At 50.9% G+C, this 16,090-nt stretch carries 10 protein-coding genes; 4 read left to right on the forward strand and 6 right to left on the reverse strand.

Features of this window, described 5'->3' with window-relative positions; all coding sequences use genetic code 11:
- Positions 1 to 12: 12 nt before the first annotated feature.
- From AACU55_RS03565 to tkt, 6 genes are all read right to left on the reverse strand, one after another.
- A complete protein-coding gene (locus AACU55_RS03565) occupies positions 13 to 3,111 on the reverse strand; it encodes a beta-galactosidase (RefSeq protein ID WP_134706664.1) in 3,099 nt (1,032 codons plus the stop codon).
- 134 nt (positions 3,112 to 3,245) lie between these two features.
- On the reverse strand, positions 3,246 to 4,328 hold the full coding sequence (locus tag AACU55_RS03570; protein ID WP_037036665.1) for a LacI family DNA-binding transcriptional regulator: 1,083 nt from the start codon (positions 4,326 to 4,328) through the stop codon (positions 3,246 to 3,248).
- Positions 4,329 to 4,464: 136 nt separating this feature from the next.
- Positions 4,465 to 5,544, reverse strand: coding sequence for a class II fructose-bisphosphate aldolase (fbaA, locus tag AACU55_RS03575; protein WP_013576802.1), 1,080 nt, complete (start codon positions 5,542 to 5,544; stop codon positions 4,465 to 4,467).
- A gap of 129 nt (positions 5,545 to 5,673) precedes the next feature.
- Positions 5,674 to 6,837 (reverse strand): phosphoglycerate kinase, encoded by a 1,164-nt coding sequence (gene pgk / locus AACU55_RS03580; RefSeq protein WP_013576803.1) that lies wholly within the window; start codon positions 6,835 to 6,837, stop codon positions 5,674 to 5,676.
- Between the two features lie 72 nt (positions 6,838 to 6,909).
- Positions 6,910 to 7,926, reverse strand: a complete 1,017-nt coding sequence (epd, locus tag AACU55_RS03585) for an erythrose-4-phosphate dehydrogenase (protein ID WP_013576804.1) — start codon at positions 7,924 to 7,926, stop codon at positions 6,910 to 6,912.
- A 500-nt stretch (positions 7,927 to 8,426) separates the two neighbouring features.
- Positions 8,427 to 10,421: a transketolase gene (tkt, locus tag AACU55_RS03590; protein WP_013576805.1), complete on the reverse strand. Its 1,995-nt coding sequence runs from the start codon at positions 10,419 to 10,421 to the stop codon at positions 8,427 to 8,429.
- A gap of 248 nt (positions 10,422 to 10,669) precedes the next feature.
- Here tkt and AACU55_RS03595 point away from each other — a divergent pair, with 248 nt between their 5' ends.
- From AACU55_RS03595 to AACU55_RS03610, 4 genes are all read left to right on the forward strand, one after another.
- On the forward strand, positions 10,670 to 11,422 hold the full coding sequence (locus AACU55_RS03595; protein ID WP_013576806.1) for a M48 family metallopeptidase: 753 nt from the start codon (positions 10,670 to 10,672) through the stop codon (positions 11,420 to 11,422).
- 555 nt (positions 11,423 to 11,977) lie between these two features.
- A complete protein-coding gene (locus tag AACU55_RS03600; protein WP_037036661.1) occupies positions 11,978 to 12,565 on the forward strand; it encodes a fimbrial protein in 588 nt (195 codons plus the stop codon).
- An 80-nt stretch (positions 12,566 to 12,645) separates the two neighbouring features.
- On the forward strand, positions 12,646 to 13,380 hold the full coding sequence (locus AACU55_RS03605) for a fimbrial chaperone (RefSeq protein WP_037036659.1): 735 nt from the start codon (positions 12,646 to 12,648) through the stop codon (positions 13,378 to 13,380).
- 42 nt (positions 13,381 to 13,422) lie between these two features.
- A complete protein-coding gene (locus AACU55_RS03610) occupies positions 13,423 to 16,059 on the forward strand; it encodes an outer membrane usher protein (protein ID WP_134706665.1) in 2,637 nt (878 codons plus the stop codon).
- The last annotated feature ends 31 nt before the right edge of the window (positions 16,060 to 16,090 follow it).

Genomic DNA, 16,090 nt, shown 5'->3' on the forward strand with positions numbered 1-16,090 from the left:
CGGCGCAGGCTGTCAGGCACGTTTCCAGGTGAACGAATAATGGTACTGACCGGCTGTCAGCAGGAAATCAGGGCTGACGCTCGGGCTCCACGAATCATCACCGCCGACGCCCATATGGAAACCGTCGATGTTCAGCCAGGTGCCCTCTTCTTCACGCAACAGGTGACGATGGCAGGTGTCCATCAACTGTTGCAGGCTGTAGCGGCTCAGGCCAAAGTGGAAATTGCCACGCAGCGTCCATCCGGCGTAATCCAGCTCACGGGTCTCTCCGCGCAGACCGTTTTCGGTCGGGAAAACGTAAGGCGTGTACATCTCTGTCAGCGGCAAATTCCAGCGCCCGTGCTGCGCAGCCAGACGGCGATCCGGGTAGTTTTCATGCGGTCCCAGGCCCAGCCAGCTAACGTTTTTTGCGGTTTCAGCCAACTGACAGGTCAGGCCAATGCGCCCCGGTGACGGCACGTTTGATGCCACGCGAACCTCCGCGCTGATATGCAGTTCGCCCTGATTATCAATGCGGAAAATCTTGCGGCTCAGCAGTCGCGTTTCTTCCTCCGCCATAAACGCGTGAGTGGTCGTGATCACTACCCCGTCCTGTAACTGATCGGCTGAGATGTTTAATAAACGCGATTCCAGATGGTACATACCCGCCGCTTTCCAGCGCTCAACCCAGGCATTCGGGTCAATACGGGTGACTTCGCTGACGCCGATATCGTTATCCACCGGCGCACGGACAAACTGGTCACGCAGCGCAGAAAGCAGACGCGGCGTTTTGCCATCGAACCACTGTTCCAGCAATCCGCTTTGCTGACTGAACTGCCAGCACTGCGCGCCGTGCAGTACGGAAATCACATCACCTTGCTGATCGAGAACCGGCGTGGCGGCAGAGATTTTTTCCGGCACCGGCAATATCAGCGGTTGCGGCAACTGCCATTGATCCCAGGCACTACGGTGTCCGGCTTCTGACCACGCAGTTGCCTGTGGCTGGTATACCGCAACATTCAGCCACAAATCGCCTTCTGCCTGCGGTATATCGCCCAGATTCAGGGTTTGTTTGCCGTTGGGCGCGATATTCAGTACCGCCTCGCCCTGTGAAATGACTTCGCCGTCACGTTCGATGCGCCAGACTAACTGCTCATTATCACTGTGCCGGAACAGGTATTCGCTTTGTATTTCAATCGTCAAAGGCGAAGTGCCTGTGAGCGAGAACTGGAAAAATTGCTGGGCGCGCTGGGCTTCAAACAAGGACGGATGCGGCGTGCGGTCAGCGAATACCAGACCGTTCATGCAGAACTGCCGGTCATTTGGCGTATCACCAAAATCGCCGCCGTAGGCCATATAACGCTCACCGTTTTCGCTGGTGCGCAGCAGACTCTGATCAACCCAGTCCCAGACAAAACCGCCCTGCAGACGCGGGAACTGACGGAACGCTTTCCAGTATTTATCAAAGCCGCCAAAGCTGTTGCCCATCGCATGGGCGTATTCGCAGAGGATCAGCGGACGCGTTTCGTCCGGCATGCTGATCCACTTTTTAATCGACCATTTCGGTACAGCCGGGAACGGCTGATCCTGCTCAACGCGGGAATACATCGGGCAGATAATGTCGGTCGCCGCGCTGTTGGCGCCGCCGCCTTCGTACTGCACCGGGCGGGTCGGATCGACAGATTTGATCCAGCGGTACAGCGCGTCATGAGTGGCGCCATGACCGGACTCATTGCCCAGTGACCAGATGATGATGCACGGATGATTGCGGTCGCGCTGAACCATGCGCGTCACGCGTTCGCTGAAGGCGTTGAACCACACCGGATCATCCGACAGACGGTTCATCGGCTGCATGCCGTGGGTTTCGATATTGGCTTCATCCACGACGTACAGACCGTATTCGTCACAGAGCCGGTACCACAGCGGATGGTTCGGATAATGCGAGCAGCGCACGGCGTTGAAGTTGTGCTGTTTCATCAGCACGATATCGCGGCGCATCGTCGCTTCGTCCATCACCTGACCGTTTTCGGGATGATGCTCGTGACGGTTGGTGCCCCGGATCAGCACCGGCTGATCGTTCACTTTCAGCAGCCCGTTGCTGATTTCCACCTGACGGAAACCGACGTCACAGGCCTCGGCTTCAATAAGCTGGCCCTGCGGCGAAATCAGGGAAATGACAGCACGGTATAAAGCGGGCTGTTCAGCGCTCCATAATGCGGGCCGGCTGACCGGCAGACGCAGCGTGGTGCGGTCAAATGCCGTCCCGCGTTCATCAATGATTTCACTGCCGAGCGGTTGCTGATGTTCTGCGACCGGTTTATCGCCCTGCCATAACTGGACGCGCACCTGATAATCAGCTGCGGTGTCCTGTGGTACCGCGGCGCTGACTTGTACTTCCAGCTCGGCCTGCGTGAAGCCGTGGAACAGATGCGTGCGCACCTGCAAATCGGTGATCTGCTCTGCCGGTTTATGCAGCAAGGTGACATCACGGAAGATGCCGCTCATGCGCCACATATCCTGATCTTCCAGATAACTGCCGTCGCTCCAGCGCAGCACCATCACCGCCAGACGGTTTTCACCCGCGTGCAGCACATGACTGAGATCGAATTCCGCCGGTAAACGGCTGTCCTGGGAATAGCCGATCCACTGACCGTTGCACCATAAATAGAACGCAGAATTGACGCCGTTAAACACGATGCGCGTCTGCCCGCTGCTCAGCCAGTCATTATCCACAGAAACTGTGAGCGAGTAACAACCCGCAGGGTTTTCTTCCGGTACAAATGGCGGATTGACGGGGATCGGGTACTGCACGTTGGTATAAATCGGCGCGTCATAACCCGCTAACTGCCAGTTTGACGGCACCTGCACAGCATCGGCATCAGGCAGATCCTGTTGCAGCCATTGCTCCGGCACGGCTTCAGGACGGTTAAAATAGCTGAACGCCCACTCGCCATTCAGGTTACGAATTTTTTCTGAAGCCTTGTTGTTTCTCGCTTCCTCTGCATTTCGCCAGCTGTTGAACGGCGGGTGTGCGGGTAATCGGTTGCACTGCGTCGAGGCCGGTTTTTCCCAGTCACGGCGGGCCAGAACAGTGGCCAGCGATGATAATTTATCTTCCGCTGATGGATTCATAATATCTCCCCGGTAAATTGTTATGCGCTCACAATAATATAAACATGCGTAACCGGAGAGAGTAAGTAAAGTGCGGGGATGCGGGAAAGGGACGCGGATCACAAATTCCGCGTCAGTCAGTTCTTAAAAAAGATTTACAGCGCGCTGAGCTGACGTGCGATGCGGATCAGTTCCTGCGATAAAGTTTCCTGCGACACAGTGTCTGTACCCGGTCTGGCGGTTGTATGGCGTTCAACCAAAGAAGTGGGCAGTAACAATGAGGACTGCGGGTGATCGCCATGCGTATGCAGATGCTCTACCAGCCGGTTAATGCTCTCGTGACCGAGCAGGCGGAAATCCTGTTTGATGGTGGTCAGCGGCGGGAAGAAAAATGCGCTGTCTTCAGTATCGTCATAGCCCATCACCGAGATTTGCTCCGGCACCCGCAGGCCAAACTCATGGACAGCGCGCAGTACGCCCAGCGCCATCTGATCATTGGCGACCAGAATCGCCGTAGGGCGTGCGGGCTGATTGAGCAACAATAACGCCTGCTGGTAACCCGAAGCCGCGCTCCAGTCGCCATGCTGAACCGTGCACGGCGTAATATCGTGCAATGCCAGCGTATTCAGCCAGCCTTCATAACGTAAGCGTGCAGATATGGATTCGAGCGGGCCGGTCAGTACGGCGATCTGCTGATGTCCGAGCGCCAGCAGATGTTCGACGCCCTGCTCTGCCCCGCAGTGAGGATCGAACAGAATTTTAAACACATCGGCCTGCGGATCGACATCCAGAAACAGCGCCGGTAAATTGCCACAAAGCTGTGCGATCGCGTCTGCGTCCTCATTCGACAGCGGCACGTTAATCAGCACGCCATCGACACGCTGCGACATCAGTTCATTCACCGCAGTACGACACGCGGCAAGGCTCAGGTTATCAATCATCGATATCACGACGTTGAAACCTAGCTGGTTTGCGCGGGTTTTCATTGCCGACGCGATTTGCGACGGGGCATGTAGCGCCAGCTCGGTGGTCGCCAGCCCAAGCGTGTAACTTTGTTTGCCCGCCAGTTGCTGGGCGACACGGTTCGGGACGTAATTCAGCGCAGCCATTGCCTGTTCGACTTTGTTGCGCGTTCTGACCGAGACGTGTGCAGCCTGATTCAGGACGCGCGAAACGGTCTGATAAGACACACCGGCGTGGCGCGCGACATCATCGAGGGTGACAGATTTTGGCTTCATGGCTCTCTCTTCGGGGATTCTGGCGAAACACGGATAACGGGCTATTGTGGCCGGAAAGCAGGCAATAAAAAAGGGGCCTAAGCCCCTTTGACGATTATCCTCACATTCCGGTGGTCAAGCACCGGAAGCGTAAGAATTACAGTACGTCGATTGCGTTCAGTTCTTTGAATGCCAGTTCCAGGCGAGTCACCATGGAAGACTGTGCAGAACGCAGCCATACGCGCGGGTCATAGAATTTCTTGTTAGGTTTGTCCGCGCCTTCCGGGTTACCCAACTGACCTTGCAGGTAAGCTTCGTTTTTCTTGTAGAACTGCAGGATACCGTCCCAGTTAGCCCACTGGGTATCGGTATCGATGTTCATTTTGATAACACCGTAACCTACAGATTCTTTGATTTCTGCTGCAGTAGAACCGGAACCGCCGTGGAATACGAAGTTCAGGCTGTTGTGTGGCAGGTTATGTTTCTTGCACACGTATTCCTGAGAATCACGCAGGATCGTTGGAGTCAGTTTAACGTTACCTGGTTTGTAAACACCGTGTACGTTACCGAATGACGCAGCGATAGTGAAACGCGGGCTGATGGCGTTCAGTTTTTCGTATGCATAATCAACGTCTTGCGGTTGAGTGTACAGTGCAGATGCGTCCATATGGCTGTTGTCTACGCCATCTTCTTCACCACCGGTACAACCCAGTTCGATTTCCAGAGTCATGTCGATTTTTGCCATGCGAGCTAAATACTTGCTGCAAATTTCGATGTTTTCTTCCAGAGACTCTTCAGACAGGTCGATCATGTGAGAAGAGAACAGTGGTTTACCGGTTTTCGCGTAGTGAGCTTCACCCGCGTCCAGCAGTCCGTCGATCCATGGCAGCAGTTTTTTCGCGCAGTGGTCGGTGTGCAGGATAACGGGCACGCCGTAATGTTCTGCCATCTGATGCACGTGGTGTGCGCCAGAGATTGCACCCAGGATTGCCGCGCCTTGTGGCACGTCAGTTTTCAGGCCTTTACCGGCGATGAACGCAGCGCCACCGTTAGAGAACTGGACGATAACCGGTGAACGGACTTTCGCAGCAGCTTCGAGAACGGCGTTGATAGAGTCGGTGCCTACGCAGTTAACCGCTGGCAGAGCAAATTTGTTTTCTTTAGCAATAGCGAAAACTTTCTGTACATCATCACCAGTGATAACGCCTGGTTTTACGAAATCAAAAATTTTAGACATAGTTCTTTGTCCTGTATTCGTCGGCCGTAGATGGATTGAATCGGTTTGCTATGTCGCGCGGGCTCCACTGTGCAGCCCCCCGCGCGGCAAAGAAGAACGGACAGCATTATGCTCCCCGTTCAGGGTTCATTACTTCTTAGCACGCTCTTCCAGCATCACAACCGCTGGCAGTGCTTTCCCTTCAACGAATTCCAGGAATGCGCCACCGCCAGTGGAGATATAGGAAATTTTGTCAGCGATACCGAACAAATCGATAGCTGCCAGTGTGTCGCCGCCGCCTGCGATAGAGAATGCATCGCTGTCAGCAATAGCCTGCGCCACAATTTCGGTCCCTTTACGGAAGTTAGGGAACTCGAACACGCCTACAGGACCATTCCACAGAATGGTTTTAGCGTTTTTAATGATCTCAGCCAGGCGGTATGCAGACTCATCGCCCATGTCGAGAATTTGTTCGTCATCTTTGATGTCTTTAACAGACTTCACCGTTGCAACGGCTGTTTCAGAGAACTCAGTCGCCACGCGAACATCGGTAGGAACAGGAATGTCGCAGGTTTCCAGCAATTTGCTTGCGGTACCGACCAGGTCTGCTTCGTACAGGGATTTACCGACGTTGTTGCCTTGAGCAGCCACGAAGGTGTTCGCGATACCACCGCCAACGATCAGCTGGTCAGCGATTTTAGACAGGGAATCCAGAACGGTCAGTTTGGTAGAAACTTTAGAACCACCAACGATAGCCACCATCGGACGTGCCGGGTTACCCAGCGCTTTACCCAGTGCTTCCAGCTCTGCAGACAGCAGCGGACCGGCACAGGCGATCGGAGCAAATTTGCCCACGCCGTGGGTAGAAGCTTGCGCGCGGTGCGCGGTACCAAATGCGTCCATCACATAGATGTCACACAGGGCAGCATATTTTTTGGACAGGGCTTCGTCGTCTTTCTTTTCGCCTTTGTTAAAGCGAACGTTTTCCAGAACCACCAGCTCACCTTCGGCAACTTCAACACCATCAAGGTAATCTTTCGCCAGACGTACTGGGGATTTCAGATGCTCTTTGAGGTAATTAACAACCGGCAGCAGAGAAAACTCTTCGTTATATTCGCCTTCAGTCGGACGACCCAGATGCGAGGTAACCATCACGCGTGCGCCTTGTTTCAGGGCAATTTCGATGGTTGGTAAAGAAGCGCGGATACGTGCATCTGACGTTACTTTGCCATCTTTAACTGGCACGTTCAGATCGGCACGGATTAGTACGCGTTTACCCGCTAAATCCAGATCGCTCATCTTAATAACAGACATGGTGAATCCTCTCGTTGATTCTCTTTAAAGTTGCTTGAAGGCCGTTTCGGTCGGGAGACCGGAACAGCCGTACTAGAAACCGCTAGCGGACATTGCCAATGTTGTATCCAACATTCGGTTGGCAAAACCCCACTCGTTATCGCACCAGACCAGTGTCTTAATCAGGTGCTGTCCACTTACCCGCGTCTGCGTTCCATCTACGATGGCGCTATGGGGATCATGGTTAAAATCTGTCGAGACTAATGGTAGTTCGGTATAGTCAACAATACCACGAAAAGCACCTGTTGCAGCCTTTTGCAGCAACTGGTTAACCTCGCCTACCGTCACAGAACCCTCGACAAATACACTCAGATCAATGGCTGTGACATTGATTGTCGGCACACGCACCGAGATCGCTTCAAAGCGATCGCAGAATTTGGGCATGATGCGTGTGATCCCTGCGGCCAGCTTGGTATCGACCGGGATAATGGACTGGCTGGCGGCGCGCGTACGGCGTAAATCCGCATGGTACGCATCGATAACCGGTTGGTCATTCATTGAGGAATGGATGGTCGTTACCGTGCCGGACTCAATGCCAAAAGCATCGTCGAGCAGTTTGATCACAGGGATAATACAGTTGGTGGTGCAGGACGCATTGGACACAATGCGGTGCTGACGTTCGAGCAACTGGTGGTTCACACCGTAAACCACCGTGGCGTCAAGATCATGAGCGCCCGGATGCGCGAACAGAATTTTTTTGGCGCCGGCCGCAAGCTGGGCTTCACCGTCTGCACGGCTGCCATAAACGCCAGTGCAATCAAGCACGACGTCAATGCTCAGTTCGCCCCACGGCAACTGGCTGGCATCAGACTGATGAAGTAAACGGATGGAGTCATCGCCGACGTAAAGGTTTTCACCTTCCTGGCGGACATCCCAGGCAAAGCGCCCGTGGCTGGAGTCGTATTTAAGCAGATGTGCCATGCCTTCAGGGCTGGCGATTTCATTGATGGCAATGACGGAGATTTCCGCCCGACGCCCGGATTCGTATAACGCGCGCAATACGCTACGGCCAATGCGACCAAAGCCATTAATTGCAATACGTATTGGCATACATCTCCCTGTTACACGGTTGTTACTCAATATCAGTAACACCTATAGTAATGCAGCGTGCGTTTACGGTGAATCACCATCATCATCTGTCCGCACAATGCATGCGGCAGAAAAGTTTCAGTTTCAGGCACGATAACAACCTGGTGACGATGTTAAGCTCAAATAGCCTGACTGAAACGGTTCAGCTGAGAATAAACCAAACGATGAATAAAAGGAATAATTCGTAGAACAACCCCGCATTAATCGCGCCGATCGCTGAAAAAAACACCAGTCAATTCTGTGTATTCACAGTGATTTTACTTTTTCGTCACCTTTTCGACAGTGATTTTTCGCAAAAAATGACCGAATGAAACATTTTCAGAATGCAGGCAGTGTAACCGAGTCCGCGTCAGAAGGGTTTGACCTGCGTCATTTCGTACGAAACTGAGAACCGGCGCATGAAAATGCAGGCGAAAAAAAAGCACCCGAAGGTGCTTTTAAGCAGTTTTAAGAAAGCGGGATTACTTCAGTAACGCTTGTGCCTGAGCAACAACGTTATCAACAGTGAAACCGAATTCTTTGAACAACAGTTCTGCTGGCGCAGATTCGCCGAAGCTGTGCATTCCGACGATAGCACCATTCAGGCCAACGTATTTGAACCAGTAATCAGCAATACCGGCTTCAACCGCAACGCGCGCAGAAACGGCTTTCGGCAGGACAGATTCACGGTAAGCCGCGTCCTGTTTGTCGAAGGCATCCGTAGACGGCATAGAAACCACGCGCACTTTGGTGCCCGCAGCAGCCAGTTTGTCTGCCGCTTCTACCGTGATACCGACTTCAGAACCGGTCGCGATCAGGATCACTTCTGGCGTACCGTCACAATCTTTCAGCACGTAACCCCCGCGCGCCACGTTGGCCAGCTGTTCAGCGGTACGTGGTTGCTGGGTCAGATTTTGACGGGAGAAGATCAGGGTAACCGGGCCGTCATTACGCTCGATGGCGTATTTCCATGCCACGGCAGATTCAACCTGATCCGCAGGACGCCAGGTGCTCATGTTTGGCGTAACGCGCAGGCTGGCGATTTGCTCAACCGGCTGGTGCGTCGGGCCATCTTCACCCAGACCGATGGAGTCATGGGTGTACACGAACACGTTGCGGATCTTCATCAGTGCGGCCATACGCACGGCGTTACGCGCATATTCCACGAACATCAGGAAAGTCGCAGAGTACGGCAGGAAACCGCCGTGCAGCGCGATACCGTTGGTGATCGCGGTCATACCGAATTCACGTACGCCATAATGGATGTAGTTACCTGCCTGATCGTCGCCGATAGACTTCGAACCAGACCACATGGTCAGGTTGCTTGGTGCCAGGTCAGCAGAGCCGCCCAGGAATTCAGGCAACACTTTACCGAAAGCTTCCAGCGCATTCTGGGAGGCTTTACGGCTGGCGATGTTCGCAGGATTAGCCTGCAATTGTTCGATGAATTTCTGTGCTTCGGTTTCCCAGTTTGCTGGCAGCTCGCCGTTCACACGACGTTTGAACTCTTTTGCCAGTTCAGGGTGCGCTTTAGCGTAAGCGTCAAACTTGTCGTTCCACGCCGCTTCTTTGGCTTTACCGGCTTCTTTCGCGTCCCACTGCGCATAGATATCTTGCGGGATTTCAAACGCAGCGTATTTCCAGCCCAGTGCTTCGCGGGTAGCGGCCACTTCGGCTGCGCCCAGTGCGGCACCGTGTACATCGTGAGTACCGGCCTTGTTCGGCGAACCGAAACCGATCACGGTTTTACACATCAGCAGGGAAGGCTTGTCGGTAACTTTGTGCGCTTCTTCAATAGCCGCTTTGATAGAGTCAGGATTGTGACCATCAACACCACGTACAACATGCCAGCCGTAAGCTTCGAAACGTGCCGCAGTGTCATCGGTGAACCAGCCTTCTACGTGGCCGTCGATGGAGATACCGTTGTCATCATAAAACGCGGTCAGTTTGCCAAGTTTCATGGTACCGGCCAGAGAACACACTTCGTGAGAAATGCCTTCCATCATGCAGCCGTCGCCCAGGAATGCATAAGTCTGGTGATCGACAATGTCATGGCCTGGTTTGTTGAACTGCGCTGCCAGCGTACGTTCTGCGATAGCAAAACCGACGGCGTTCGCGATGCCCTGACCCAGCGGGCCAGTAGTGGTTTCAACGCCAGGCGTATAACCGTATTCCGGGTGGCCCGGGGTTTTCGAGTGCAGCTGACGGAAGTTAGCCAGTTCGCTCATCGGCAGATCATAGCCAGTGAGGTGCAGCAGGCTATAAATCAGCATAGAACCATGACCATTGGACAGCACGAAGCGGTCACGGTCAGCCCAGTGCGGGTTAGTCGGGTTGTGATTCAGGTAATCGCGCCACAGCACTTCGGCAATGTCTGCCATGCCCATAGGGGCGCCAGGGTGGCCGGAATTCGCTTTCTGCACGGCATCCATACTAAGTGCGCGAATAGCGTTCGCAAGCTCTTTACGAGAGGACATGTTCTACTCCAGGTCGGATTAAAAAAGCAGTCAAGAAAGTCATTTTCTCAGACTCGGCATTAAAACGGCAATCTCTAATCACTCTCGTGATTAAGTTCACAAAATCCGCTTTTAAATCAGGGCGTTTTTTCGGACTTACACTATAGATCGTGCACTGTGAAAAACCTACCTTAACGCTATCCTTACAACCAGAGCCTTTTTCAGGCTACATTTTCTGTTTTGTTAACTTTTTCTGGGAACACAAATTGATGAAATTTCACCCTCTTCTGTTAAGCCTTTTTACCGCGTCACTGGTCAGCGGTTGTGCGACCGTCAATACCGACACTTTAATGCAGTCCGGCGCGCAGGCTTATCAGGCGTATACCCTGAGCGATGCCGACGTCAAAACGCTGAGCGTGCAGTCTTGTGAAGAAATGGATAAAAAGGCGCAGATAGCACCCGACAGCAGCGAATACGCACAGCGCCTGAAAAAAATCTCCGCAGCACTGGGCGATAACATTAACGGCACGCCCGCCAACTATAAGGTTTACCTGACCAAAGACGTCAATGCCTGGGCAATGGCCAACGGCTGTATCCGCGTTTACAGCGGCCTGATGGACATAATGAACGACAATGAAGTGGAAGGCGTGCTCGGCCATGAAATGGGCCACGTCGCACTCGGCCATACCCGTAAAGCCATGCAGGTCGCCTACAGCGCCACGGCGGCACGTTCCGCGATTTCGTCACTCGGCGGCGTCAGCGCAACATTGTCACAATCGCAACTGGCGGATCTGGGCGAGAAATACGTCAATGCGCAGTTCTCGCAGAAACAGGAATCCGAAGCGGATGATTACTCGTTTGATTTGCTGAAAAAACGCGGTATCGACCCGACAGGTCTGGCAACCAGTTTTGAGAAACTGGCAAAACTGGATCAGGGCAGCAGCATCGGCTGGTTTGATGATCACCCGTCTTCAGAAGCACGTGCTAAACATATTCGCGAGCGTATTGCTGCCGGGAAATAATAAAGAGATGCATAAGAAGTCATCCTGCGGTTCGTCACTAAAAGCGTCGGGCCTCTGACTTTTAATTTCCGTGTTAATCATCCAGGCACCTTCGGGTGCCTTAATATTTTTCCTTTCTGCCTCCCCTCCTCTTCAGCATGTCATTACACCTGTACGTTATGCAAGCAAACAAAACCTGATTACCTTATCCACTTTCAATAGCACAATTTGTTTATCATTTTCACGGATTTTAAAACTAAATCCATCATATATTTTGATATATATTTCCATGCACTTTTCCATTTCAATTAGAAAAATCGATCCTTAAGATCTCTTTATCTGATAATTAATAACTTCCCTCATAATAAAATTCAATACTTAAAAAATAATTATAGGATTAATTACACACCCCACAATGAAATATTTAGTTACATCCATATTGCAGTGTGTACAACTTGATATAAACAACAACGTAATTATAACCCCCCCCTTAGTAAGTCTTTGAAAAAAGCTTATTTAGTCCACTAATACTTTCACCTTACTATTTTGTTATTTTCATAATGAAAAGGACATTTCATGAAAAAAATTAAGACGCTCTTCCCTTTATCCGTCTTTTGTCTGGCATTCGGCAGCTTATCTGCCCAGGCAACGGATTTGGGATTAATTACCTTTGATGGTGCGGTCTCTGACACGACCTGTGAAATCACCACTAACAACGGTATTGCAGCGAATAATGTCACTATCTCAATGCCTGTGGTGACGAAAGCGGCAGTGGATGTCACCACTCGCGCTGCTGGCGGTGTCGGTGCCAAAGAGTTCGAGTTAATGCTGAATGATTGCGCCGAATCAGTGAAGAAAGCCTCCGTCAGCTTCTCTTCACAGCAATTTGCTGAATTGTCCAGCGGTACGCTGAAACCTGACTCTACCGTCTCTGGTAGTGCGCAAAACGTCAGTATTGCGCTTTACAACAACACAGCAACCAACGTTAGCCAGGTTCTGATCGGCGACCCGACTGATGTGGCACAAAGCGTGGCTCTGGTCGAAGGTCGTGGTGTGTTTGCCTATAAAGCAGCCTATGTACCCAGTGCTGACTGGTCTGCAACAAATAGTGTTCAGGCGGGTAAAGTAAATACTAACGTCACCTTTACTATGAACTACGAATAATATTCAACGTTAATTAATGATTAAGCGTACCCGATGAACAAACAGGTGCGCTTTTATTATAAAATTTAATAGAGGGAAATATGAATTTTATACCGACACCAAAAATCATTTCATTCTGCCTTGCCGTTCTGGGGTTTATTGCTTGTGATGTCTGTGCAGATGTTGTCATTTCTGGCACCCGGATTATTTATCCGGCTCAGGCGAAAGAGATTACGGTGAAACTGGATAACCGCGGAGAAAAAGCCTTGCTGGTTCAATCCTGGCTGGATGATGGCCGCGAGGATGTGAATCCGCAGGAGATGAAAATTCCTTTCCTTGTGACCCCCCCTATTTCACGAATGAACGCCAAACAAGGCCAGACAGTGAAAATTTCCAGCTTTGGGGGCGAATTGCCCAAAGATAAAGAAACTGTATTTTGGTTTAACGTTCTTGAAGTTCCTCCTAAAGCCCAAAATAGTACCGATGAAAATTTGCTTCAGTTGGCTTTTCGTACCCGCATAAAGTTGTTTTATCGTCCTGAGGGGCTGAAGGGTTCCGCTTCTGAAGCAGCGACGGCATTGACATGGAAAATAGTGAAAAACGGTCAACAGGTTTTTGCAGAAGTGAAAAATGCTACCCCTTACTTCGTCACTGTGAACGAAGCTTTTCTGAATGCGAATGGCCGCAAGTACGAACTGGAGACAAAAATGATCGCCCCCGATTCCACTCAGTTGATGAAAGTCGACGGGCTGACGACGACGGTAAACGCAGGGAAGATAAATTATACCGCAATTAATGATTATGGCGGAAATATGAAATACGAAGTATCCCTTTAAATAAAACCCTGACGCCATCTGATTCATAAAAAAAGCAATATTATGAAAAAAAATAAAATCACAACGGGTTTATTACTGCTTCCTTTGACTATAGGCGTCAGCGCTGTGTGGTCACCCAGGTCCGTGGCGGAAACTGCGGTTACTAATGATAAATCCGATGATCAAGTTGGAGACGATGATGAAAATGTAGAGTTTGATAGTCAGTTTCTCTACAGCACAGCAAACAGTGAAAAAATAGACACCCGCCGTTTTAGCAAGGGAAATCCTGTTGTGCCAGGCGTTTACAGCGTCGGTATTTTTATTAACGGTTCATTAAAACTAAATTCTAAAGTCAATTTCGTTGATAACGGGACGAATATTGCCAGCCCGTGTCTCACGCAAAAATTGCTTGAGCAGTTAGATATCCTCATCGATATCGATAAAGAAGATACTGCAGATATTTCGCCGGAAGGCGGGGAAACCACGTGCATTAATCTGACCGAAAAACTCAGTCATTCAAAGGTCAAATTCAATTCATCGGAACAACGCCTGGATATTACTATTCCGCAGATTTATCTCGCAAAACGTCCTTCTGGTTATGTCAATCCGGCTCTGTGGGAAGAAGGCATTCCAGCGTTCATGCTGTCTTACGACATGAATGCCTACCGTTCAAGCGCTGACGGAGATTCTCGCGACAGCGCCTATGCAGGGCTGAATTATGGCGCGAACTTATCTGGCTGGCGTTTTCGTGCCAGAGGTTCAACCAACTGGGATCAGGAAAATGGCCTGTCCTATACCAGTCAGGATGCTTATGTTCAGCACGATATCACCGGATTAAAAGCCCAGTTCGTTTTGGGTGATACTTACACTCAGGGCGATGCCTTTGATTCCATCAATCTGAGAGGATTCAGGGTGTTCAGTGACAGCCGCATGCAACCGGGTTCATCTAACAACTATGCGCCAGTGATCCGCGGCACCGCAAACAGTAATGCGAAAGTGACTGTCCGCCAGAGCGGTACGGTGATTTATGAAACCACCGTACCGCCGGGACCTTTTGCTCTTGATGACATTAACCCAACGGGTTATGGCAACAGTATAGACGTGACAGTAGAAGAATCAGATGGCACCCGGCGTTCTTTCTCAGTGCCCTTCTCCTCGGTCACACAGATGTTACGCCCCGGTAATAGCCGCTGGGATGTAGGCTTCGGCAAACTCAATGAGAGTTCATCCAGCAACTCCCCCGAGGTGGCGGTGCTGACTGGCTATTATGGGATCAATAATACCTTCACCGGCTATGCCGGTGCTGAAGCGATGTCATCGGACTACCTTGCCCTGCTGACAGGGGTTGCGATGAATACCCCGGCGGGTGCATTTGCCTTCGACATTACCCACTCCCGTGCCGATATCGACGACGACCGGTCACTCGACGGTCAGAGCTATCGAATCTCTTACAATAAGCTGTTGACTGAAACCAATACGTCGCTGAATGTTGCGGCTTACCGATTTTCGACACAGGACTATCTGAGCTTACGCGATGCCGCTTCACTTCAGGATGAACTCAGCCGGGATCCAATGAATGAAGAGGAAACTTTTAAAAATTACGACAGAATGAAAAACCAGATACAAATTAATGTTAACCAGCCTCTGGAATATCGTGAACAGAGTTATGGTTCTCTTTATATGACGGGCAGTTGGGAAACTTACTGGAATCAAAATAAGAAAACGTCTCAGTTTTCTCTCGGATATAACAATAGCTATCGTTGGGCAAACTATAGTATTTCCCTTCAGCGTGAGTATAACGAGAATGGCGACCAGGATAATCGACTGTATGTTAATCTGAGTATTCCTCTGGAAAACATTTTCACGCAGGGTAAACGTCCCGGTGGATTTACCAACCTAAATGCCGGCATAAGCACTGACTTTAAAGGCTCCTCGCAAATGGACATGAGTGCTGGCGGTTATAGCGAGGATAATCGCTACAACTACAGCGTTAATACGTCATCTTCACTCGCCGACTCAGAGAATTTAAATCAAATTGGCGGATACGGAAGCTATAACAGCGCTTACGGCCCCGTGAGTCTTTCCGCCTCTTTAACCGATGACGGAGGACGGCAGGCGTCTTTCGGCTCCAGCGGAGGCATGGTTATTCATGCTGACGGGATTACATTTGCTCCCGGAAACATCAATGACTCCGATACGCTGGCACTGGTCAGCGCCAAAGGGGCGAAGGGCACAAAAATGAGTACGGGTGAAGGTCGGATTGACAGTAACGGATATGCAATCACACCTTATCTTTCACCCTATCAGGAAAATACGGTGGGTCTGGACATCAGCACACTGGAGGCCGACGTTAATATTGTTAATACCAGCACGATTACCTACCCGCGCAGTGGTTCAGTGGTATTAGTTAATTTCGAAACCGATGAAGGCCGCTCAGTTATTATGGAGTTGCAACGTTCCGATAACGGATTCATTCCTTTAGGTGCTGATGTTTTTAATGATAAAAACATCCTCGTGGGAAATATGGGCCAGGGCGGAATGGCTTTCATTCGCGGTATCGATGATAAAGGGACACTGCATGTTGTCTGGGGAAGTCAGTCTGACCAATCCTGTCAGATTAATTATTCCATCCCGGAAAACCCGGAAAAAGTGAACATGACAATCATGTTAAAAAACATCCTTTGCAAAATCACCCATTGATTTCCAGGTAAATAGAATAAACAGGAGAAAA

Source organism: Rahnella sp. CJA17(1/100) (genome assembly GCF_963881615.1).
GTDB classification, from domain to species: Bacteria; Pseudomonadota; Gammaproteobacteria; order Enterobacterales; family Enterobacteriaceae; genus Rahnella; species Rahnella aceris.

What these genes read in the sequence shown, in the direction of transcription:
- AACU55_RS03565 (WP_134706664.1), bottom strand. Translation starts at nt 3,111, where the DNA reads ATGAATCCATCAGCGGAAGATAAATTATCATCGCTGGCCACTGTTCTG.
- AACU55_RS03570 (WP_037036665.1), bottom strand. Translation starts at nt 4,328, where the DNA reads ATGAAGCCAAAATCTGTCACCCTCGATGATGTCGCGCGCCACGCCGGT.
- fbaA (WP_013576802.1), bottom strand. Translation starts at nt 5,544, where the DNA reads ATGTCTAAAATTTTTGATTTCGTAAAACCAGGCGTTATCACTGGTGAT.
- pgk (WP_013576803.1), bottom strand. Translation starts at nt 6,837, where the DNA reads ATGTCTGTTATTAAGATGAGCGATCTGGATTTAGCGGGTAAACGCGTA.
- epd (WP_013576804.1), bottom strand. Translation starts at nt 7,926, where the DNA reads ATGCCAATACGTATTGCAATTAATGGCTTTGGTCGCATTGGCCGTAGC.
- tkt (WP_013576805.1), bottom strand. Translation starts at nt 10,421, where the DNA reads ATGTCCTCTCGTAAAGAGCTTGCGAACGCTATTCGCGCACTTAGTATG.
- AACU55_RS03595 (WP_013576806.1), top strand. Translation starts at nt 10,670, where the DNA reads ATGAAATTTCACCCTCTTCTGTTAAGCCTTTTTACCGCGTCACTGGTC.
- AACU55_RS03600 (WP_037036661.1), top strand. Translation starts at nt 11,978, where the DNA reads ATGAAAAAAATTAAGACGCTCTTCCCTTTATCCGTCTTTTGTCTGGCA.
- AACU55_RS03605 (WP_037036659.1), top strand. Translation starts at nt 12,646, where the DNA reads ATGAATTTTATACCGACACCAAAAATCATTTCATTCTGCCTTGCCGTT.
- AACU55_RS03610 (WP_134706665.1), top strand. Translation starts at nt 13,423, where the DNA reads ATGAAAAAAAATAAAATCACAACGGGTTTATTACTGCTTCCTTTGACT.